Source organism: Labrys sedimenti, assembly GCF_034424805.1.
GTDB lineage: Bacteria > Pseudomonadota > Alphaproteobacteria > Rhizobiales > Labraceae > Labrys > Labrys sedimenti.
The window spans coordinates 13,688-33,635 of the sequence record NZ_JAXOUF010000022.1; the positions used below are offsets into that span (position 1 = coordinate 13,688).

General features: G+C 63.5%; 20 protein-coding genes. 10 read left to right on the forward strand and 10 right to left on the reverse strand.

The window, feature by feature from the left end:
- Window positions 1–202 precede the first annotated feature (202 nt).
- Complete coding sequence (locus U1R88_RS30695) at window positions 203–868, reverse strand: O-methyltransferase (protein WP_322434731.1); 666 nt, start codon at window positions 866–868, stop codon at window positions 203–205.
- A 93-nt stretch (window positions 869–961) separates the two neighbouring features.
- Between U1R88_RS30695 and U1R88_RS30700 the strand changes: the two genes are divergently transcribed.
- Window positions 962–1,594, forward strand: coding sequence for a TetR/AcrR family transcriptional regulator (locus U1R88_RS30700; RefSeq protein WP_322434732.1), 633 nt, complete (start codon window positions 962–964; stop codon window positions 1,592–1,594).
- A gap of 99 nt (window positions 1,595–1,693) precedes the next feature.
- The gene (locus U1R88_RS30705; RefSeq protein WP_068295696.1) at window positions 1,694–2,173 is read left to right on the forward strand and encodes a GNAT family N-acetyltransferase; all 480 of its coding nucleotides are present in this window, start codon (window positions 1,694–1,696) and stop codon (window positions 2,171–2,173) included.
- 205 nt (window positions 2,174–2,378) lie between these two features.
- Here U1R88_RS30705 and msrA read toward each other — a convergent pair whose 3' ends face one another.
- Together msrA and U1R88_RS30715 are read right to left on the reverse strand one after the other, a co-directional pair.
- Window positions 2,379–3,080 carry a peptide-methionine (S)-S-oxide reductase MsrA gene (msrA, locus tag U1R88_RS30710; protein WP_425545506.1) on the reverse strand — a complete coding sequence of 234 codons (702 nt, stop codon included), beginning with the start codon at window positions 3,078–3,080 and terminating at the stop codon, window positions 2,379–2,381.
- A gap of 107 nt (window positions 3,081–3,187) precedes the next feature.
- A complete protein-coding gene (locus tag U1R88_RS30715) occupies window positions 3,188–3,601 on the reverse strand; it encodes a MarR family winged helix-turn-helix transcriptional regulator (RefSeq protein WP_068295699.1) in 414 nt (137 codons plus the stop codon).
- Between the two features lie 120 nt (window positions 3,602–3,721).
- On the opposite strand from U1R88_RS30715, the gene U1R88_RS30720 reads away from it, so the two are divergent.
- On the forward strand, window positions 3,722–5,557 hold the full coding sequence (locus tag U1R88_RS30720) for a chloride channel protein (RefSeq protein WP_322434733.1): 1,836 nt from the start codon (window positions 3,722–3,724) through the stop codon (window positions 5,555–5,557).
- A 100-nt stretch (window positions 5,558–5,657) separates the two neighbouring features.
- Here the strand turns inward: U1R88_RS30720 and U1R88_RS30725 are convergent, their stop codons facing one another.
- The 4 genes from U1R88_RS30725 to U1R88_RS30740 all read right to left on the reverse strand — a co-directional run bounded on the left by U1R88_RS30725 (window position 5,658) and on the right by U1R88_RS30740 (window position 9,070).
- Entirely contained in the window at window positions 5,658–7,028 is a 1,371-nt protein-coding gene (locus U1R88_RS30725; RefSeq protein WP_322434734.1) for a glutamine synthetase family protein, read from the reverse strand.
- Window positions 7,029–7,087: 59 nt separating this feature from the next.
- Window positions 7,088–7,255: an FkbM family methyltransferase gene (locus U1R88_RS30730; protein ID WP_322434735.1), complete on the reverse strand. Its 168-nt coding sequence runs from the start codon at window positions 7,253–7,255 to the stop codon at window positions 7,088–7,090.
- 254 nt (window positions 7,256–7,509) lie between these two features.
- Window positions 7,510–8,289, reverse strand: a complete 780-nt coding sequence (locus U1R88_RS30735) for a hypothetical protein (protein ID WP_322434736.1) — start codon at window positions 8,287–8,289, stop codon at window positions 7,510–7,512.
- A 328-nt stretch (window positions 8,290–8,617) separates the two neighbouring features.
- Window positions 8,618–9,070, reverse strand: a complete 453-nt coding sequence (locus tag U1R88_RS30740) for a MarR family winged helix-turn-helix transcriptional regulator (RefSeq protein WP_068295753.1) — start codon at window positions 9,068–9,070, stop codon at window positions 8,618–8,620.
- Window positions 9,071–9,205: 135 nt separating this feature from the next.
- Between U1R88_RS30740 and U1R88_RS30745 the strand changes: the two genes are divergently transcribed.
- From U1R88_RS30745 to U1R88_RS30775, 7 genes are all read left to right on the forward strand, one after another.
- Entirely contained in the window at window positions 9,206–9,937 is a 732-nt protein-coding gene (locus tag U1R88_RS30745; RefSeq protein ID WP_322434737.1) for a DUF899 domain-containing protein, read from the forward strand.
- A gap of 125 nt (window positions 9,938–10,062) precedes the next feature.
- Complete coding sequence (locus U1R88_RS30750) at window positions 10,063–10,833, forward strand: VOC family protein (protein WP_322434738.1); 771 nt, start codon at window positions 10,063–10,065, stop codon at window positions 10,831–10,833.
- Window positions 10,834–11,114: 281 nt separating this feature from the next.
- Window positions 11,115–12,119 (forward strand): D-erythronate dehydrogenase, encoded by a 1,005-nt coding sequence (gene denD, locus U1R88_RS30755; protein ID WP_322434739.1) that lies wholly within the window; start codon window positions 11,115–11,117, stop codon window positions 12,117–12,119.
- Between the two features lie 128 nt (window positions 12,120–12,247).
- Window positions 12,248–13,219, forward strand: a complete 972-nt coding sequence (locus U1R88_RS30760; RefSeq protein ID WP_322434740.1) for a 2-hydroxyacid dehydrogenase — start codon at window positions 12,248–12,250, stop codon at window positions 13,217–13,219.
- Between the two features lie 618 nt (window positions 13,220–13,837).
- Window positions 13,838–15,205, forward strand: a complete 1,368-nt coding sequence (locus tag U1R88_RS30765) for a porin (protein WP_322434741.1) — start codon at window positions 13,838–13,840, stop codon at window positions 15,203–15,205.
- A 321-nt stretch (window positions 15,206–15,526) separates the two neighbouring features.
- Window positions 15,527–15,829, forward strand: coding sequence for a helix-turn-helix domain-containing protein (locus U1R88_RS30770; protein ID WP_322434742.1), 303 nt, complete (start codon window positions 15,527–15,529; stop codon window positions 15,827–15,829).
- A 93-nt stretch (window positions 15,830–15,922) separates the two neighbouring features.
- The gene (locus U1R88_RS30775; protein WP_068295719.1) at window positions 15,923–16,651 is read left to right on the forward strand and encodes a GntR family transcriptional regulator; all 729 of its coding nucleotides are present in this window, start codon (window positions 15,923–15,925) and stop codon (window positions 16,649–16,651) included.
- Between the two features lie 8 nt (window positions 16,652–16,659).
- Here U1R88_RS30775 and tkt read toward each other — a convergent pair whose 3' ends face one another.
- From tkt to U1R88_RS30790, 3 genes are all read right to left on the reverse strand, one after another.
- Window positions 16,660–18,684, reverse strand: coding sequence for a transketolase (tkt, locus tag U1R88_RS30780; protein WP_322434743.1), 2,025 nt, complete (start codon window positions 18,682–18,684; stop codon window positions 16,660–16,662).
- Window positions 18,681–18,857, reverse strand: coding sequence for a hypothetical protein (locus U1R88_RS30785; RefSeq protein ID WP_322434744.1), 177 nt, complete (start codon window positions 18,855–18,857; stop codon window positions 18,681–18,683). Before U1R88_RS30785 ends, tkt begins: the two co-directional genes overlap by 4 nt.
- A 161-nt stretch (window positions 18,858–19,018) precedes the next feature.
- Window positions 19,019–19,915 carry an NAD-dependent epimerase/dehydratase family protein gene (locus tag U1R88_RS30790; RefSeq protein WP_322434745.1) on the reverse strand — a complete coding sequence of 299 codons (897 nt, stop codon included), beginning with the start codon at window positions 19,913–19,915 and terminating at the stop codon, window positions 19,019–19,021.
- Window positions 19,916–19,948 lie beyond the last annotated feature (33 nt).

Consider the following 19,948-nt stretch of genomic DNA (forward strand, 5'->3'; position numbering starts at 1 on the left):
TCGACCTGTCGAGCGCTGCACCGGTTGTATCGGTATCGTGCTTGCAATTTGCCGGCTCGGCAATCTGCCATCACGTCGCGGCTGGCCGGGCGGGGCAGTGGCGGCCTGATGTGTTGCCGCTCGCGACAGGAAGCGCTGGAGGGGCCGGAGGTTCGCCCCGGCTCCTTGGGGGGGGGGCGATGCCTTGCGGCAATGGACAGCCTCAACCCATCCGCATCGAGAGCTCGACATCCTCGCCGAAGGGCGTCGACAGATAGCCCCGGGCCGGCGAGCGCACGCGGGCGAGATAGTCGGGGCTGTAGTCGGCATTGTCGGCGACGACGAGGGCGCCGGGCCTGAGCCGGCTCTCCACCAGATCGAGGATCTCGGGATAGAGAGCCTTGGCGCCGTCGAGCAGGACGAGATCGATCGACTCGGGCAGGTCGGTGCCCAGCGTGCGCAGCGCATCTCCCTCCCGGATCTCGACGAGATCGAGCACGCCGCCGGCGGCGAGGTTCCGCCGGGCCCGTTCCAGCTTGGAGGGCTCGAACTCGCTGGTGATCAGGTGCCCGCCGCCATTGTCCCGCAGCGCTGCCGCCAGATGCAGGGTCGAGATGCCGAACGAGGTCCCGAATTCGATGATCGTGCGGGCTCGGCAACCGCGGGCCAGCATATAGAGCAGCAGGCCGGTTTCGCGGGAGACGGAGAGCGGCAGGTCCTTCAGGCGGCCGTAGAGGTCGAGATATTCGGTCTTGCTGCGCATCAGCCGCTCGCGTTCCGGGTGGGAGAGTTCGGCCACAGCGGGGATCGTTGTCGGCGAAGCGGCATCGGCTTCTTCGAACAGGCGGTCCAGCAGAGGACCGATCGGGGTAGCGGTAAGGGTTGTCATGGAAGTCTCGGGTCTGGGATGAGCGCGTTCTTGCGTTGGGCTAAAAATACGACTAATTCGTCGTATTCACTATTCGCATTGCCCGGCACTCCGATGACAGACCGCCGAAGTTCTTCTGTTTCCTCGCGAAAACAGCCCCGGCAGACCCGCTCGACCGAGCTGGTTGCCGCGATATTGGAGGCTGCCATTCAGGTTTTGCGCAAGGAGGGCGCGCAGCGCTTCACCACCGCGCGGGTGGCGGAAAAGGCCGGCGTCAGCGTCGGCTCGCTCTATCAGTATTTCCCCAACAAGGCGTCGATCCTGTTTCGGCTCCAGAGCGACGAATGGCGGCAGACCAGCGCGTTGCTGCGCGACATCCTGCAGGATGGCGGCAAGCCGCCGTTCGAAAGGCTGCGCATCCTCGTGCAGGCCTTCATCCGCTCGGAATGCGACGAGGCCGCGGTGCGGGTGGCGCTCGACGATGCCGCGCCGCTCTACCGCGATGCCCCCGAAGCGGAGGCCGCCAGGGCGGCAGGAGACGGCATCATCGAGGCCTTCATGCGGGAGGTCCTGCCGAAGGCGTCGGAAACGGCGCGAGCCCTGGCCGGCGACCTCATCAGCACGACGTTGAGTGCGGTAGGCAAGCAGTTTTCGGAAAGCCCTCGGACGCCGGCCGAGATCGAGGCTTATTCGGAGGCGATGGCCGATATGTTCTGCGCCTATCTCGAACGCCTCGGCGCGGGCTGAGGCCCATCGTGTAAAGAGGACCGCGCGCCGAGGAGAAGGCCTTGTCGGCCGCTGCCGATTGAGCGATTGCTTCCCCAACGCCTTTTTGCGAGCCTCGTCATGAATCTCCGCCGCGCCACCAGAACCGAGATCCCGGCTATCACCACCTTGCAGCAGGCCGCCTATGCTCCCTTGAAGCAGCGCATCGACATGGCCCTGCCGCCGCATGATGCCGATTTCGCCGCCCTGTTCGAGACGATGGAGATCTGGGTGTCCGGCCCGTCCGAGGCACTAGAGACAGCCCTCGTCATCGAGCCGAAACCGGACCACTTGCTGATCTGGAGCCTTGCCGTGGCGCCGGCGCGCAAGGGCCATCGCCTGGGGTCGACCCTGCTCGATTTTGCCGAAGAGCGTGCCCGGCATGACGGCCATGGGCTCGTGCGGCTCTACACCAATGAACGTTTCACCGAGAACGTCGCCTGGTACCAGCGGCGCGGCTATGCCATCGAGCGGATCGAGGAGCGCCCCGACCGCCGCATCGTGCACTTCAGTCGCGACGTGGCGGGCGCCGCGGCTTATACCAAGGGACGAAATCCTTAACCGTCATTCCCGGCCGAACTGCTCGCGAGCGCAGCGAGAGAGGGCGAGGTCTCCTCACAAGCTTTGCTTGTGAGTGGAATCCAGGGGCCATTGGACGCGACTTGTCGCCCCCGGATCCCCTTCCCGGAGTCTTCGACCCCGCCGGGGATGACAACGTCCTCGCGCGGATGAGGCAGTCATTTGGCGAGACGATATTAGTCGAGCCTCATCGGCCGGCCACCAGGACCGGATCGTTCCGATAGACTGCCGGGAAGAGCTGCCGCAGCGCGGCGACCTTGGGCAGGTCGTTGATGGCGATATAGGGCTGGGTGGGGTGGCGCGTCAGATAGTCCTGATGATAGGCCTCCGCCGGAAAGAAGCCCTGCAGTGGCGCGATGCGGGTGGCGATCGGGCTGGCGAAGGAATGGGCGCTGTCGAGCTGGCTGACATAGGCGGCGGCGATGCGGGCCTGTTCCGCGCTGGTGGTGAAGATCTGCGAGCGATATTGCGTACCGCTATCGGGGCCCTGGCGGTTGAGCTGCGTGGGATCATGCACCACCGAGAAATAGATCTGCAGGATCTGGCCATAGGAGATCTGGCGCGGGTCGAAGCGGATGCGCACCGCTTCGGCATGGCCGGTGGACCCGGTCGAGACGGTTTCATATCTGGCGGTGCCCGCCGAGCCGCCGGCATAACCCGAAACCGCCGAAGTGACGCCCTTCACATGTTGGAACACGCCCTGCACGCCCCAGAAGCAGCCACCCGCCAACACCGCCGTCTCCGAGGCTACGCCGGGGCGGCTATCGAGGGCAGGCGGCGATACCAGGCGCGGCGCTTCCTCGGCGCTCGAGGCTGAAAACCACAGGCCGGTGCCGAGGCTGGCCGCCAGGCCCGCCGCCATGAACAGAATGCCGCGCCGTTTCATCATCGTCCTCCATCCGTCGGATTGCCTGTGATTATACGAGCGGATGGGGAGGCTTCGTTACGCCTCACGCCGATTTGAGGCAGGCGCGGGTGCCCGTGACGGCGACGTGATCAGCCCCGGAAGGCCTGCAGGAGCTCGGAAAGCGCCGGTCCGATGGCAGCCAGTTCCTTCAGATGGGTTTCCGACAGGGTCTGCAGCTTCTGGCGGCCAGCCTCGCTCAGCCGCACCAGCACGCGCCGGCCATCCGCCGGATCGGCCATGCGTTCGACCAGGCCGAGCTTGCCGAGCCGGTCGACCAGCTCCACCACGCTGTGGTGGCGCAGGATCAGGATCTCGGCCAGTTCGCCGATCGAAAGCGCACCGTCCTGCGACAGGCCGGCGATGGCGAGCAAGACTTGGTGCTGCTGGGCCGTCAGCCCGGCAGCGCCGGCTGCCGCTTCGCTGAACACCAGGAATTTGCGCAAGGCATGCCGGAATCGCGCCAGGGCGGCGTAGTCAGGATCTTGCTGCCGCATTGTGTCCATGGTTCCGCGATTCTCCTGTCTGCTGCACTCTCTACGAAAATCCGTTGACTTGCGCAAAATATATCGTATTGCGATACAAAATTCAGCCGGGCTGCCGCCCGACAGATGGATATCAGTGATATGACGACTTCGACTCTGGGCACGCCCGGGCAGGATGCCGAGGCGGGAACCCGCGAATTGCCGGCGCGCCTGGGCGACTTCACCACGGATCGGCGGGTGATCCTCCTGATGGCGATCGCCGTCTTCGTCGGAACGGCTGGCGTGGGCGCGGCCTTCGTGCTGCTGCGCCTGATCACACTGTGCACCAACATCGCCTATTATGGCCGGTTCTCGCTGGAGAACATGCCGATCTCCGGCACGCCGCTGGGCTGGACCGCTGTGTTCGTCCCGGTGATCGGCTGCCTGATCATCGGCCTGATGGCGCGCTATGGCTCTGAGAAGATCCGCGGCCACGGCATTCCCGAGGCGATGGAGGCGATCCTGATCGGCAAGAGCCGGATCAATCCCAAGGTGGCGGTGCTGAAGCCGCTCTCCTCGGCGATCTCGATCGGCTCGGGCGGCCCCTTCGGCGCCGAAGGCCCGATCATCATGACCGGCGGAGCCATCGGCTCGCTCGTCGCGCAGATGATCCATCTCAGTGCCAATGAGCGCAAGGCCCTGCTGGTCGCCGGCGCTGCGGCGGGCATGACGGCCGTGTTCGGCACCCCGATCGCCGCCGTGCTGCTGGCGATCGAGCTCCTGTTGTTCGAATGGAAGCCGCGCAGCTTCCTGCCGGTGGTGGTCGCCGCGTCGGTGGCGGCGGCCGAGCGCGGCCTGCTGCTCGATCCCACGCCCCTGTTCGGCTTCACCGGCCATATGGCGCTGACCTTCCCGGGCTTCCTCGGCTGGGTCGTGATGGGCATTGTTGCCGGACTGGGCTCGGGCATCCTGACCGCCATGGTCTATGCCAGCGAGGATTTCTTCCACCGCCTGCCGCTGCATTGGATGTGGTGGCCTCTGTTCGGCGGCCTCGCCATCGGTATTGGCGGGCTGTTCGACCCGAACGCGCTCGGGGTGGGCTACGACAACATCCGCCATCTCCTCTCGGGCGAGATGGCCGTCAAGGCTGTGCTGCTGCTCCTGGTGGTCAAATCCCTGATCTGGTCCATCTCGCTCGGCTCGGGCACCTCCGGCGGCGTCCTGGCGCCGCTGATGATGCTCGGCGGCGCGCTCGGCACCCTGGCGGGCCTGGTGCTGCCGCAGGCCGATCCCGGCTTCTGGGCCCTGCTCGGCATGGCGGCGATGATGGGCGGCACCATGCGCGCGCCGCTGACGTCGACCTTGTTCGCGGTGGAGCTCACCGGCAATCTCGGCGCGCTCCTGCCGTTGCTGACCGCCTGCGGCATGGCCTACGCCACCACCGTGCTGACCATGAAGCGTTCCATCCTCACCGAGAAGATCGCCCGTCGCGGCCACCACATCTCGGGCGAATATCACACCGATCCATTCGACCTTGCCCGCGTGGCCGATCTGATGGTGCGCGAGGTCGATACGCTGCCGGCGGCAATGACCGTGGCGCGGGCCGTGGCCTTCTTCACCAGCGGAGAGCCTTGCCACAAGAGCTATCCGGTCGTCGATGCCGAGCGGCGCGTGGTCGGCATGGTTTCGCGCGCCCACATCCTCGACTGGTCGGTGCATGCCTCGGAGGATGACGACATCCAGTCCCTGTCGCTGCAGGAGATCTTGGAGGGGCAGGACCTCGAGATCGGCTATGCCGATGAGCTGGCCGGCGCACTCGCCGATCGCATGGCGATCGCCGATATCGGCAGGGTGCCTGTGCTCGATCGCCAGAACGGCAGCCTGGTCGGCCTGATCGCGCGCAAGGACCTGCTGCAGGTCAGGGCGCACAGGCGTGCCGAGGAGCACGACCGCGGCGTGATGATCCGGCTGCGGGCCCGCGGCGAGCGGGGAATCTGACTCTTTTTGGGATCGCAGGCATCCCTGCCTGCTCCTGAAAGCACTCCGTCAGACGGATGGGGCGAGCAGGCAGGGATGCCTGCGATCCCAAGAAAGCCGGTCAGAAGAACAAATCATATTCCCGCGGGCTCAGCACTGAGAGGAAATCCTCGTGCTGGCCATGGACCAGATGGGCGTAGGTCTCCAGATAGCGCTTGGAGAAATACTCCTTCAACAGGCTTGCCCGCGCTAGCCGGCGGGCCGCCTCGAAGACATCGCCCGGCAGGCCGGGATCGCGCGTGAAGCCGGCATGCTTGCCGACCACGGGCGCATCCGGCTCCAGCTTTCGCGTAATGCCGTAATGCGCGGCGGCGAGGATGGCGGCCAGCACCAGATAGGGATTGGCGTCGGCTCCGGCGACGCGATGCTCGATGCGCCGGCCGGGGCCCTTGTCCGTGGGGATGCGCAGGGCGACCGTGCGGTTGTCCTCGCCCCATTTGCGGTTCACCGGTGCGAACAGCCCGCCGAAGCGGCGGAAGGAATTGTGGTTGGGTGCGAAGAAGGCAAGCGATTCCGGCATCAGCCGCTGCATGCCGGCGATGGCGTGGCGGATCAGCTCCTCGCCGGTCGCCGGATCGGCGAAGAGGTTGCGGCCATCGGCATCGCACAGGCTGACATGCACATGCAGGCCCGACCCGGCCTCGTCTTCATAAGGCTTGGCCATGAAGGTGGCGTCCCAGCCCTCGGCACGCGCGGTGCCGCGGATAAGGCGCTTGAGCAGCACGGCGTGATCGCCGGCGAGCACCGCATCATCCGTATGATGCAGGTTGGTCTCGAACTGGGCGACGCCCATCTCGGCGATGATGCTGCCCATCGGCACGTTCTGCGCCCGTGCCGCATCGTCCGCCCTGGCCGACCACAGCGCGACTTCCTCCAGCGTCAGCACCGAGAGATTGGTCGGCGGGCCGAGCGGGCGGCCGGTGCGCTTGAGGATCGGTGGGCGGATGCGGCCGTCGGCCTCCCGCGTGCCATCGGTGAGGAAGAACTCGTATTCGCAGGCGACGGTGGGATGGAGCCCATCGGCGGCGAGCCGGGCGAGGATGGTCTTGAGCAAATGGCGGGGATCGGTCCACAGCGGCTCGCCCGAGACGGCGTAGGAGATGTCGAGCATGACCTGCGCCGTCGGCACGGCCGCCCACGGCATCGGCTTCAGCGTGCCCGGGATCGGCACGCCCTTGGCATCGGGATCGCCGTCGTCCCAGCCGATGCCGCCGGAGCCATAGCCGTCATGCCTCGCATCGAGCACATAGGGAGCGGCGGAAAAGCCCATGCCGGAGCGGTAGAGGCTGTCGATTTCCTCGATCGGCAGGCGCTTGCCGAAGCCATAGCCGGTCAAATCGGGGGTAAAGGCTTCGATGAAACGGGTATCGGGATGGGCGGCAAGAAAGGCGGCGACTTCGGGATGACGGGAAGCGCTGGTGTCGGCGGACATGGGGAGGGGTCTCGGTGGGGTTCCACAGAACGCGCCCGCCGCTGCGTCGTCAAGCCTCCTCAGCTTGCGGTCGACGGCCGTCGGCAGTTCTCGCGGGCATTCTGAAAAACGGCGAGCTCGGTGCCCTGCATGTCGACCTTCAGCATGTCGATGTCCGAGATCACCGTCAGGTCGTCGAGGCGGCTGGTGCGCACTGGGACATGGCCGATCACCTTCGCATCGGGCATGAAATAGGAAAACACCCCCAGCGCGGGGTGAGCAGGCTGCTCCAGCCCGAATAGGCGCGGAGATCGAGGTCGTCCTCGCCGCCGTCGCCGATGGTGTGGGCTAGATGGCTCATAGCCGGGTTTGAGCCGGCTTTTCCAGAAGCCACGAGCATAACCGGGCGCCAGGCTGGATTGCGGGTCAAGCCCGGCAATGACAAAGCCCCTGCGAACTCGAATGAGGTTGAAGCGAACCTCGGCGATCCAAGCCTTCAATTCTACCAGTGGCCCTGCTGCTTCAGGCTGGTCTCGACATCGCCGACATAATTATACTGGCCCAGATGCTGCAGCTTGGATTGTGAATCGATCCAGACCTTGCCGCCGATGTCGCGCCAGCGCCGGCAGAACGCGTAGTCCTCCGACAGATAGCGTCCGGAATCGGGATCGACCATGCAATCGAAGAACAGCCAGTGCAGCGGCTTGAGCGGATTGTCGGGCGGTCCGTCCGGCGTGTAGTTGAGATGGGGATAGGCCTGCATCAGCCTGGGGAAGACATGGCGCTTGATCACCATGAAGCCGGTGGGCGCTTCCGAGACCTCGATGAAGCCTTCATCATCGACATGCTGGCCGATCGGCGACTTGCCGTGGTCGACGGGATTGAAGGCATAGCGCGCATAGCGGATCTCCACCTCTTCCTTGCTGAGGCCGCCCGGCAGCGACTCCGGCCAGGCCAGCGACTTGATCGGATAGACCCCGCCGGCCACATCACGATCGGCGAGCAGCAGGCGGATCACCTGCTGGGTGGTGAAGGAAATGTCTGAATCGATCCAGAACAGATGCGTATAGGATTCGTCCTGCATGAATTTCAGCACGACCATGTTGCGTCCGCGCGTGATCAGGCTTTCCGAATGCATGTGCAGCACGGTCTTCAAGCCGAGCTGCGTGGCATCGCAGGCCAGGCTGTACATGCTGACCACATAATTCATGCTGACGGCAGAGATATAGCAGGGCGTTGCGAACAACACCTTCATCGACTGGAGGGCTGAAATATCGAGCATGACCTGCTTTTCGATTGAGGCCGGGCGGGGCGCCTGATGGCGAGAGAAGTGGCGCGTTTGGCGATTAGAGCAGGTTGGAAATGCGAATCAAGCCATTCCCTGTCGTCATACGCAACCGTCACGCAGGAGGCCTTGCTGTCTTGCCAGTCTCGTTGCGGTGGCATGGCCGGGGCGGTATGCGGCACGATAGCGTCGGGGAGCGGTGAGAGGGCCTACTCGGTGGAGGGGCGTGATGGCTGGCCTGTCCTGCACCTTCAGCTGATGGGACGGCGTTAAGCCTTGCCAAGGCGAAGTTCCGGGAAACCGGGGGCGTTTGCCCCGTGTGGGTTCAGCAAAGGGCGGCGAGATCCTGCCTGAGGCGGATGACCTGGCCGCCCGCCAGATTCGCTTCGAGCCCGGCATGGCTTTCCTGCCAGATCGGCACGGCCCGCGCCAGGAGGGAGCCTCCCGCCTCTGTGAGCGCGAGCAGGCGGGAGCGGCGGTCCGCCGGGTCGCGCAATACCTGCACCAGGCCGCGAGCCTCGAGGCGCTTGAGCGCAGCGGTGAGGGTGGTGCGGTCCATGGCCAGCAGCGCCGCTACCGGCCCCATCGGCGGCGGGGCAGGGCGGTTGAGCGCCATCATCAGCGAAAACTGGCTGTTGGTCAGCCCGACCGGGCGCAGGGCGTCGTCGAAACGGCGAGCCAGTGCCCGCGCCGCGCGCTGGACGTGCAGGCACAGGCAGGTGTCGCGCACGAGCAGGGTCGTCGCGAAGGGAACGAGGGGCTCCTGTTCGCCTGCCACGTCTGGCGGATCCGCCTCATCAAGGCCGGGCTGGGATGACAAGCGCCGATGGTCGGTGTGTTTTGACATGCGCTAATAATGTTGATATCAACCTATTTAGTCAAGCTATCCAAGAACTGCTGCAGGGAGGTCGACATGCCAGCCCACCACGTCGTGTCTCGGAACGAATGGCTGACGGCGCGCAAGGCGCTGCTGATCAAGGAGAAGGAGGCGACGCGGGCGCGCGACCGGTTGAATGCCGAACGCATGGCGTTGCCCTGGGTCAAGGTCGACAAGGCCTATCTGTTCGACACGCCGGAGGGGCGACGCACGCTCGCCGAACTGTTCGAGGGCCGCAGCCAGCTGATCGTCTACCATTTCATGCTGGGTCCCGACTGGGATGCCGGCTGCACCGGCTGCTCCTTCCTGGCGGACCATCTCGACGGGGCGCTGGCTCATCTCAACCACCACGACGTCACGCTCACCGCCGTCTCTCGTGCCCCGCTTGCCAAGATCGAAGCCTACAGGGCACGCATGGGCTGGCGTTTTCCCTGGGCGTCCGCCTTCGGCAGCGATTTCAATTTCGACTATCACGTCTCCTTCAGCCTGGAAGACCTGGCCGGTGAGGAGATCGTCTATAATTTTACCAGCCAGCCGAGCGCCCAGGGCCACGACGAACTGCCCGGGTTGAGTGCCTTCTATAAGGACGAGCGGGGCGAGGTGTTTCACACCTATTCGAGCTATGCCCGCGGCCCCGAGGAACTGATCGGCACCTTGATGATCCTCGACCGCGCGCCGAAGGGACGGAACGAAGCCTCGACCATGGATTTCGTGCGGCGGCACGACGAATACCAGGACAAGCCTGCCGCGCATGGCTGCTGCGGCTGACGCCGCCTCTCGATGACTTTCGCCAGGGGGCTGTAATCGGCTCGCCATGGTCTCGGCCTATCGTCCTCTGCCAAGAAATCTATTCAACAACTTGATCCGAAACCCGGCATCCAAGGGAGCCCGTCATGTCCGTCACACATGGAAGCTTTGTCTGGTACGAATTGATGACGACGGATGTGAAGGCGGCGGCGACCTTCTATACCGCCGTGCTGGGCTGGGAGGCAGCCGATTCCGGCATGCCGGGCCTCACCTACACGCTGTTCTCCAACAAGGGTGCGCTCGTGGCCGGCCTCATGGACATTCCGCCCGATGCCACCGCCCGCAATGTGCCGCCGAACTGGACCGGCTTCGTCGCCGCTGACGACGTCGATGCCTCCGCCGCCGAGGTGGTGAAGCTCGGAGGCCAGGTTCATCGTGCGCCGGACGACATTCCCGGCGTCGGCCGCTTTGCCATTGCCGCCGATCCCTATGGTGCCGTGTTCGGCCTGTTCAAGGGTCAGGGGGATCCGCCGGAAATGCCGGGCCTGGGCACGCCCGGCCATATCGCCTGGCGCGAACTGCATGCCGGCGATGGCCCCGGCGCCTTCGAGTTCTATTCCAGGCTGTTCGGCTGGGAGAAGCATCGGGGCCTCGATATGGGGCCGATGGGTGTCTATCAGCTCTACGGGCAGAACGGCACCGATTATGGGGGCATGATGACCCGCACCAAGGACATGTGCGGGCCGATGTGGATCTATTATATCCAGGTCGACAATATCGACGAGACGGCCAAACGCGTCACCGACAATGGCGGCAAGATCCTGATGGAGCCGATGGAAGTGCCCGGCGAGATGTGGGTGATCCAATGCCGTGATCCGCAGGGAGCCCTGACGGCGATGGTCGGGCCGCGTTCCTGACCGTGCCAGCCAATGCGAATGACGGCGAGGCCCCGGAAGCGATGACGGGGCCTTTATCGTGCGCCATCATGTCCTTGCTCGATTTGTAAGACAAGAATTGCCTCAATTTGTAAGACAAGAACTTGCCTCACCTCGGCAAAGGCCTTATCGCTAGGCTGAGAAACGGCGGATTCGAGCCGTCCTTCGAGCCCGGAACGGGCATCATGAGACAAGAGGTGCGGCGCGATGCGCAGGGCTTCGGCTGGCGTTATTCGGTCGCGGGGAAATGACGAGGCGAGGCGATGAAAGTCCTGATCCTGGGTGCGGCCGGCATGGTTGGCCGCAAATTGCTGGAAAGCATGAGCCGCGACGGCAAGCTTGGCGGCAGGGCCGTCAGCGAGGCTTTGCTCAGCGACGTCGTGCTGCCCCAGGTTCCCGCCGGTTTACCGTTCGCCTGCAGCGCCAGCCAGGACGACCTGCCCGTGCCGGGCACGGTCGAGCGTCTGATCGGGGCGCGCCCCGACGTGATCGTCCATCTCGCCGCGATCGTGTCGGGTGAGGCGGAAGCCGATTTCGACAAGGGCTATCGCATCAACCTGGAAGGTACCCAGCGCCTGTTCGAGGCGATCCGCCAGGCTCATGGTGATGCCCGGCCGGGCGAGGGCTATTATCCGCGCGTGATCTTTTCCTCCTCCATCGCCGTGTTCGGGGCCCCCTTCCCGGAGCGCATCGGCGATGAGTTCTTCAACACGCCCCTGACCTCCTATGGCACGCAGAAGGCGATCGGTGAGCTGCTGCTGGCCGACTATAGCCGCCGCGGCTTCTTCGACGGTATCGGCATCCGCCTGCCCACCATTGCGGTGCGCCCCGGCAAGCCCAACAAGGCAGCCTCCGGGTTCTTCTCGGGCATTCTGCGCGAGCCGCTGAACGGGCAGGAAGCCATCCTGCCGGTCTCGGACGATGTGCGGCATTGGTTCGCCAGCCCGCGTTCAGCGGTCGGCTTCCTCCACCATTCCGCTGCAATCGATACGGCCCGCCTGGGCGCACGCCGCAATCTTTCCATGCCTGGCCTTTCCGCCACGGTGGCCGAGGAGATCGAGGCCCTGCGCCGGGCGGCCGGCGACAAGGCCGTGGCGCTGATCAAGCACCAGCCTGATCCCGTGATCGAGAAGATCGTGGCGGGTTGGCCGCGCGATTTCGACACGGCGCGTGCCCTCGAACTCGGCTTTGTCGCCGATCGCGACATGGATGCCATCGTGCAGGCCCATATCGAGGACGAGCTCGGCGGCAAGCTGCCGACCCTCTGAGCCGGCGCTTTGCTCTCACTCCCTGGTTCGACACGTCTTTGCGATTTGGTGATTTCGCCAGATCGCAAAACGCTTTAGGTCTTGGCGCTACCCTTCGATCCATTCCATTCCCTGAGAGTTCCCTCGGCATGTCCGCACCCGATCTTCTGATGCCCAAGCCCATGCTTGCCCAAACGGTCGAGGCCCTGGACCAGGCCTTTACCGTGCACAAGCTCTGGCTGGCGGATGATCCCGACGCGGTGCTGGCGAGGATTGCCGACCGGGTACGCTTCCTTGCGGCCGGCGGCCATGCCCATGTCGACGAAGCGCTGATCGCCGCTTTACCCAAGCTCGAAATCATCGCCAATTTCGGCGTCGGCTATGATTCCGTCGATGCCGCCGCGGCGGCACGGCATGGCGTCGTGGTCACCAACACGCCCGAAGTCCTCAACGAAGACGTCGCTGATCTCGCCATGGCCTTGCTGCTGGCGACCATCCGCGAAGTACCGCAGGCCGACCGCTTCCTGCGGCAGGGCCGATGGCTGAACGAAAATTATCCGCTGACGCCGGCGACGCTGCGTGGACGTACACTCGGTATCGTCGGCCTGGGACGGATCGGCAAGGCGATCGCCCGCCGCGCCGAGGCCTTCGGCCTGAAGATCGCCTATTACGGGCGCCGGCGCCAGGCGGATGTGGCCTATGCCTACCACTCCAGCGTGAAGGCGCTGGCGGAGGCGGTGGATACGCTGATGATCATCGTCCCCGGAGGGGCGGAGACGCGCCATCTGGTCGATGCCGAGGTGCTTAAGGCGCTCGGCCCCGAGGGCGTGTTGATCAATGTCGCCCGCGGTTCCGTCGTCGACGAGAGCGCCCTGATCGAGGCGTTGCGCAATCGCACCATTCTCGCGGCGGGGCTCGACGTCTTCGCCGACGAACCGCATGTGCCCGAAGCGCTGGTGGCGCTCGACAATGCGGTGCTGCTGCCGCATGTCGGCTCGGCCACCATTCATACTCGCCGGGCCATGGGCCAGCTGGTGGTCGACAATCTCGTCTCCTGGCGCGATGGCAAGGGGCCGCTGACGCCGGTGTCCGAGACGCCCTGGCCTCGACAGAAGGCCTGACGGCCGACAGCTCCAGCTACGGACAAGACAAGCAGGCTCCGCCGGACCATTGGCCCGGCGGAGCCTGCTTGTCTTGTCGGGGGAGATTTTCGTCTCGTTGCATGGCATGCCACCCACAAGCAAAACGGGATACCGGATAGGAGTTTTTCCGAACTCGTTCCGGCATCGATGTGCGGAGGCGGTGAAGCGGTAAGTCTTATATTACCACATGGAAACTAATTTGCCTGCGAAGAGACGCGTGTGGGGTCTTTTGCTAGCAGATAGAGATTTCGCGTATTAATTTTATGTGTTCCAATTATAAAACACCAAAATAGACTTTTATTTTGTTGGAATATTAATCCTCTCTACCCTTGGGGGTAGTCGATTCTTTTGTGTAAGCTATGAAGCTTCGGATGTGTCTTTTTAGTGACACATATTCGCCAAAATGTTTTCTGTCGGCACCAAGGTAGAAAAACTCTATTGTGGCGCTTTCTAGAATATCGCACCTTCACTGCGACGATTCACGTGGCGGCCAAGTGCTTCTTAAGCATGCGCCAAGTTTGGTCGGCCGTTGTGAATGGGGTGACATGACGAGAAACCCCATCGCGCAAGTAAAATAATGTCCCGGAGGGGGTTTTGATGTCGATTAAATCCGCACTTCTCGGCGCTGCTGCAGGCGTCGCCGCCATCGGCGCCGCCCAGGCTGCCGACCTGCCCATGACCAAGGGCGAAGCCGTCGAATATGTGAAGGTCTGCTCCGCCTTCGGTCCCGGCTTCTTCTACATCCCGGGCAGCGACACCTGTCTGAAGATCGGCGGCGAGATCCGCGCCGACTATCGCGTGTTTGGTGGTACGGGCTTCAACCGTAACGACGATCGTTCGGCCTTCAACACTCAGGCCCGCATCTGGTTCGATGCCCGCACCGAGACCGATTGGGGTCTGTTGCGTTCCTACTTCCAGATCAATGCCGACTCCCACAAGATCAGCAATCAAGGTCGTGGTGGTAGCTACAATTCCAACACCTTCAGCATCGACAAGGCCTTCATCCAGTTCGGTGGCTTGACGGCTGGTTATGCCCATTCGTTCTTCGGCTTCTACGATAACGAATATGGTGACACCATCTGGGCGCCCTATTATGCTCAGGCCAACACGGTCAATCTGCTGGCCTACACCGCCCAGTTTGGTGGTGGCTTCAGCGCCACGCTGTCGGTCGAAGACGGTCGCGATCACCGCTATAACAATATTGGCTTGAACTACGTACCGGCGCTCAATGCCATCCTCGGGCCCAATACGCTGAGCCTCAGTAATCCGTTCGGCGGTCAGCAAGTACCGGATGTCGTCGCACAATTGCGTTTCGATCAGAGCTGGGGCTCGATCGCTGTTCAGGGTGCAGCACATCAGACGCGCTCGGCTGAATCGATCACGGCTTCCGTCAACGGCACGCCGCTCGGGACGATCGATCTGGCTCATAAGCAGAAGTGGGGCTACGCCGTTGGCGGCACCTTGCTCTTGAAGATTCCTGCAATCGACGGTGGCCACTTCATTGTTGAAGGTCAGTATGCCGACGGTGCGCTCGACTATCTCGGTGCCAACAATGATTCGCTCGGTCTTGGTGTGCCGGGAGATGTGTTCGCAACGCGAGTCCAGAATGGCGTGATTACAGGTTTCAAGAATTCCAAGGGATGGTCGGTCGTCGCTGAACTTGGTGGCAACATTACACCTGTACTGAACGCCAACTTGGTCGCAAGCTATATCGATACCAAGGCTGATGGCAGTCTGGTGAACGTTGTCTTCCCGGGAGCCAACGTCAAGCCATCCTTCAAGGCTTATACGATCGCAGGTAATCTGACTTATACGATCACGAAGGGCCTGACCGTTGGGGCTGAAGTCGCTTACACGCACAACAAGTATGGCGATGTCCTGGATGTGGCCCAGAATACTCTCGTGATCAGGGATAAGAAGGAAAACATCTGGCAAGCCGGCGTTCGCCTGAAGCGCACCTTCTGATCCAAACCGGACGATCTGAGAGCGGGGCCCGGCGCGAGCCGGGTCCCGCTTGGCCTATTGTGCTTGCAGTCCTGAAGTTGTGCTGTGCGTTTTGGCAACGTCCTCAAGAAATTGTGATGTTACGATTTTGATCTGTAACGCTGAATGCATTCCGGTATGGTAACGTATATTGGAGTGCCTTACGTATAGAAGTTGAAGTCCAGTGCATTTTGCGGAGTCTCCCCGGTTCTGGAGAAGTCGCGATGAAATATTTGAGAATGTTTGCTGAAAGAGTTCCAGGCAATGTAGCGCGATCTCACCAGGCGTGAAGTGAGTGAAGAAATGCAGGAAAGAGCGAGCCGTCCCTTCCAGAAGAACTCCACATCGCTCCAGATCGACTGGAAGCGATTTGGTGACGATTTGCGGAATGTGCGCGCCGCGCGTGGGCTGACCTATCGACAGTTCGGCGCGCTTACGGGCGTGACCTTCAGTACGCTGGCGCGTCTCGAATCCTCCTACCTGCCCTGCAACGCCGAGACCTTCATGACTCTGGCGGTGGAGATGGGGCGTGATCCCCTGGCCTATGTGATCCGCAGCAATGCCAATGTGAGCGGCGTGCTCGTACAGGAGACGGATGCAGCGTGATTGAGGTGCTGCGGAAGCAGGACCAAGCACGCGCTGTTGCTGGAGCGGTAAAGCTGGTAGGGTCCCGCATCCCTTTCGTCGATTTGCCGCTTCATGCTCGATCGTTCCACGCCGGTTCCCCTCTATTTTCAACTCGCCGAAACCTTGAGGGCCGGAATCTCGCAAGGCCTCTACGCTGCTGGTGAGAGACTTCCTTCCGAACATGAGCTGTGTGCCCGTTACGACATCTCGCGCAGTGTCGTGCGCCAGGCGCTGCAGTCGCTGGCGCTGCAGGGGCTGATTGAGACCGAACGCGGCCGCGGCGCTTTCGTGCGCGAACGCAAGGTGCCGATCAATCTAAGCCAGCGCCTCGACCCGCTGCGGGAGGATCTGGCGCGGGCCGGTTTCAAGCTGAGCACGAAGATCCTGGCGCAACGCCTGATCGAGGCTCCTGCGGCCATCGCAGAACGCATCGGCGATGCCAGGGCCGTGCTGGTCGAGCGCCTGCGCTATGCCGATGGCGAGGTGCTGCTTCTGGTGCGCAACTATCTGCCCTATGGCCGGGTGCCGGGGTTGCTGACCCATCCCGGCCTGGACCAGGTCTCGCTTTACGAATGCCTCGAGCGGGATTTCGGCGTCATCGTCTCCAGCGGGCAGCGCACCGTGGAAATCGGCACGGCCGATGCCGAGATAGCCGGCCATCTCGGGCTCGAGCCGGGGTCGCATGTGCTGTTCAACCGCGAACTGACTTATGACCAGGAAGGCAGGCCGGTGGAATATTACGAATCCTGGCACCATCCCGATCGCACGCGCCTGACCATCGAACTGCATCGGGCGCGCTGACGTCCTGCTCAGGCGCCGGCCGCCAGCAGCGTCCTGGCCCGTGCCGCCACGGCCTCGGCCGTGAGGCCGAAATGCCGGTAGAGCAGCGGGCCGGGTGCGCTTTCCCCGAAGGCGTCGATGCCGATCACCGCGCCGGGGCCGCGCAGGAACTGGTACCAGTAGATCGACGAGGCGGCCTCGACGAACAGGGTTGGAATGCCGGGCGTCAGCACGGTGTCGCGATAGGCCACGGGCTGGCCGGCAAAAAGAGCGGCGTTGGGAATCGACACCACCCGTGCGTGAATGCCCTCTGCCTCCAGATACGCAGCTGCTTCGACGACGAGCCCGAGTTCGGAGCCGGTTCCGGCAAGGACGAGATCGGGGCGCTGTGCCGGTTCCGAGAGCACATAGCCGCCGCGCTGGATCGCCTGCCGGTGTTCCTGGATGTGCGTGATGGCCGGAGTGTCCTGGCGCGCGGCGACGATGACGCTGGGTCCCTGGCGACCCACGGCGTCTTCCCAGGCCAGCAGCGCTTCGAGTTCGCTGCCGGGGCGCCAGAGCGACAGGCCGGGAATGGCGCGCAGGGTGAGGAGCTGTTCCGCCGGCTGGTGGGTCGGGCCGTCCTCGCCGACCCCGATGGAATCATGGGTGTAGAGAAAGATCGCCTTCAGCTTCATCAAGGCCGCGAGGCGCACGGCGTTACGGGCATAGTCGCTGAAAACGAGATAGGTCGAGCCGAAGGGGACCAGGCCACCATGGGCCGCCATGCCGTTCATCGCGGCGGACATGCCGAATTCACGCACGCCATAATGGATGAAATTGCCGGCGAAATCCCCCGGCAGGATCGATTTGGATGCAGCGGTCCAGGCCAGAGTGGACTGGCTGAGATCGGCCGAGCCGCCGATCAGCTCCGGCAGCAAGGCGGTGAAACGGGCAAGCACCTTGCTGGAAGCCTTGCGCAGGGGCTGGCGGGCCGGCGGTTCCGCCAGCAGGGCATCGGCATAGGCCGCCACCGCGGGGGCAAGAGCGGCCGGCGCCTCGCCGGCCATGCGGCGCTGCAGTTCGGCGGCAAGATCCGGATGGATTGCCCGGTAGCGGGCGAACAGAGCCTCCCAGGCTGCCTGCCTGTCCGCTCCACGCTCGCGTGCATCCCAGCCGGCACGGATGGGAGAAGGCACTTCATGGGGCGGATAGGGCCAGCCCAGCGCTTTGCGGGTGGCGGCCGCTTCGGCGGCGCCTAGCGGGGCACCATGAACTTCTTCCTTGCCCTGCTTGGTGGGCGCACCGAAGCCGATGATGGTGCGGCAGCAGATCAGGCTCGGCTTGTCGTGGACCCCGCGTGCTTCCTCGATCGCCGCCTCGACCGCGCCGGCGTCATGGCCGTCGACATCAGCGACCACGTGCCAGCCCAGAGCCCGGAAGCGGGCGGGTGTGTCGTCGGCGAACCAGGTTCTGACGTCGCCGTCGATCGAGATGCCGTTGTCATCGTAGAAGGCGATCAACCGGCCGAGACCGAGTGCGCCGGCGAGCGAGGCCGCCTCCTGTGCCACCCCTTCCATCAGGCAGCCATCGCCGACAAAGACATAAGTGTGATGGTCGATGACGGGAAAGCCGTCGCGGTTGAACTCGGCCGCGAGCTTGCGCTCGGCGAGCGCCATGCCGACGGCATTGGCGAAGCCCTGGCCGAGCGGACCGGTGGTCGTCTCCACGCCGGGCGTGATGCCGTATTCGGGATGGCCCGGCGTCCTCGATCCGGGCTTGCGATGGGCCTTGAGCTCATCGAGCGGGAGATCGTAGCCCGACAGATGCAGCAGGGAATAGATCAGCATCGCGCCATGGCCGTTCGACTGTACGAAACGGTCGCGGTCGATCCAGGCCGGGTCGGCCGGATTGTGCTTGAGGAAGCGGTTCCACAGCACCTCGGCGATATCGGCCATGCCCATGGCGGTGCCGGGGTGACCGGTGCCGGCGGCCTCGATGGTATCGACGGTCAGGAAGCGGATGGCGTTGGCGAGGTCGCGCTGGGAGGGAGCGGGGCGTTCGTCGAAACTCATGGCGTTTCCTGTTCGGTCGGCAGCCCGATCTGCAGCGAGCCGGTCTGCATCTTGTAATCCTGTCCGTACAAGTATGGTGAATAAGCTAAGCTGTCAAACGCTGTTGCGTCCCGGCCTGGATTGCTTGGCTGCACACTATGACCAAAGTGGATGACCGCTTCGGCTGAAGCCATCCTTACCCCAGGAACTACAGTCGCAATCCTATTGCTCGACCGTCATTGCGAGCGAAGCGAAGCAATCTAGCGGACCAAAACGAGACATTAGTGGCTTCTGGATTGCTTCGCTTCGCTCGCAATGACGCTGGAAATCACTTGGAAATCAAATTTCAAATATCCTAGCCTTTCACATAGCGCCGCCAGGGATGCTCTTCGCGAAAGCCCAGCAAGTCTCGGGCTTTCTTGTTGGACAACAGCGTCTCGTATTCGCCGAGCGTGCCCTTGACCGGTACGTCCGGATAGAAACGCCGCAGGAGTTCGGCGGTCGGCAGATTGGACGAGGTCTCGTCGTTGACGGCGTTGAAGACCTGGAAGCCGAGCCCGTCCTTCTCGATGGCGAGCCGGGTGATCTGGCCGAGGTCGCGCGCATCGATATAGCTCCAGGCGATGCGCTTGCGGAAGCCGGGATCGGCGAACCATTTGGGGAAGTTCTCGGTGTAGTCCTCTGGAATGATGACGTTGCCGATGCGCAGCGCGTAGATGTCGATGCCCTCGCGCAGGGCAAAGGCCCGGGCTGTCTTCTCGTTGACGACCTTGGAGAGGGCGTAGCTGTCCATCGGATCGACGTCATAGTCCTCGTCGAGCGGGAAATAGGCGGGATTGCGGTGCTCATGGGCGAAGACGACGCCATAGGTCGTCTCGCTGGAGGCAATCACCACCTTGGGGATGCCGAGCTTGGTCGCCGCTTCGATGACGTTGTAGGTGCCGAGCGCATTGACGCGGAACACCTCGTTGTCAGGCACGATCATGATACGCGGAATGGCGGCGAAGTGGACGACGGCATCGACCTTTTGCGGGCGCAAGGACGCGTCGAACTCGTGCGTGCCCATATAGCTCGACAGGGCGTTGAAGACCTGGCCGGCATCGGTGATGTCGGCGATCAGCGTGCGCACGCGCGGATCGTCCAGCGGCCTGGTGTCGATGTTGAGCACTTCATAGCCGTGGTCGAGGAGATCCTTCACCACATGGCGACCGGCCTTGCCGCTGCCGCCGGTGAACATGATGCGCTTGGCCATTGTCCGCTCCCTCTCATCCTGTCGTCGTATTTT